We start from the raw sequence: 1379 nt of genomic DNA on the forward strand, positions 1-1379 counted from the left end.
GTCGGCCGCCTGGAAACAGTTTAGGATCTAGTCCCTTCTGTGTTCCAGTCCCGTGTGAGCCGGGCATCCCTCAACCATTCCCGGAGCACAGGTATGTCGGACTGTGTTGTCTCCCAGACGATCTCAAGACTGACGCCGAAGTAGTGATGAATGAGTTTGTCCCGCATACCGGCGATGAACCGCCAGGGAACCTCAGGGTACCGCTCCGTGAACGAGGGCGGAAGATTCTTTACGGCTTCCCCGAGGATCTCCAGGTTCCTGATGACTGCATCCTGTGTCCTGATATCGCCGGTGAACTCGTCGTATGTCATCTCCGAAGTGTATGACAGAATGCGCTCAACGGCCTCGGCGATATCGGCGCAGAGGAGATGGGTGTTCGACCGTTCAGGCATAGGCGACCTCGACGGCCACCCGCTCCCGTATGGCAGGTTTGAGAGCGTCAGGGGTCACCAGGTCGACGGGGGCGCCGAGGTGAAGTGAGAGGTACTCTTCGAGTTCCAGGAAGGCGAAGAACCCGACCGGCCGGGAGAACTCGACGAGGATATCGATATCGCTTGCCTCAGTCTGCTCGCCGCGAGCGACAGAGCCGAAGATACCTATCCGTCTGACCGAAAACCGTGCGGTGATATCATCCTTGAGACGCTGCAATGTCGCAAAGATCTCTTCCCGGGATTGCATGGATACTGGTGTTTGGCGGAGAGTATTAATAGTTGCTTCGCCCCGGCGGCTTCGGGAAACCCCGGATCGGGAAAATTCCAGAGTGGGTAAAAAAAACCCTTAGTTCTATCGTGTCTCTATCATCTTTCTGGTTTCCAGGGGTCAATTTTCAGGTGTACCATACTCTGTAGTTGAGGTAATGGTGGCTGCCCCGGATGCCAACCCCCCTCAAAACCGGCTGCTCGCAAGGCTTTGACCACCTTCTCGCCGGTGGTTCTCGGAAGTTTCAGATCCTTGCGTTGCTCGTATTCAGGGGGACGGAGACCTCGACCGGAATAGGCTTGCCGAGCTTCCTGGCCAACCTCGATGTATCCCGAGATCGCCTCTTCGATCTCTGCCAGCGCCTCTTCCCGGGTAGCCCCTTCGCTGATGCACCCCGGAAGGGACGGCACCGTCACGGTGTACCCTCCGTCCTCATTTTGCTCCATAAGGACCGTATCGCGGAGACGAGTATCTGGCAAATCGATCCCTCCACAGGAGAATTGTCTACGGCACTATAGAGGGGTTCCGCAGATCATCATCTCCGATGCCGAACCATACGAGGCTCAAGGCAGAGTACCTGAGCAGGCAGAACATCAATAGATCCCTCGCAACGTGGAATTGTGGAGTCGCTGACACCACAATCCGGGAACCGCCACCCCCGGGAGCCTGGGGGAAAGCCT

Annotated in this window: 3 protein-coding genes; all 3 read right to left on the bottom strand. The window is 57.0% G+C overall.

Annotation, left to right across the window (positions count from 1 at the left end; all coding sequences use genetic code 11):
* Positions 1-20 precede the first annotated feature (20 nt).
* The 3 genes from PLN84_RS12330 to PLN84_RS12340 all read right to left on the bottom strand — a co-directional run bounded on the left by PLN84_RS12330 (position 21) and on the right by PLN84_RS12340 (position 1145).
* Entirely contained in the window at positions 21-392 is a 372-nt protein-coding gene (locus PLN84_RS12330) for a DUF86 domain-containing protein (RefSeq protein WP_292560220.1), read from the bottom strand.
* Positions 385-678, bottom strand: coding sequence for a nucleotidyltransferase family protein (locus tag PLN84_RS12335; RefSeq protein ID WP_292385571.1), 294 nt, complete (start codon positions 676-678; stop codon positions 385-387). The genes PLN84_RS12330 and PLN84_RS12335 overlap by 8 nt, the downstream gene beginning before the upstream one ends.
* Before the next feature lie 119 nt (positions 679-797).
* The gene (locus PLN84_RS12340) at positions 798-1145 is read right to left on the bottom strand and encodes a type II toxin-antitoxin system HicB family antitoxin (protein WP_348532122.1); all 348 of its coding nucleotides are present in this window, start codon (positions 1143-1145) and stop codon (positions 798-800) included.
* Positions 1146-1379: the final 234 nt, after the last annotated feature.

It is taken from the genome of Methanoculleus sp. (assembly GCF_035363275.1).
Lineage (GTDB): Archaea > Halobacteriota > Methanomicrobia > Methanomicrobiales > Methanoculleaceae > Methanoculleus.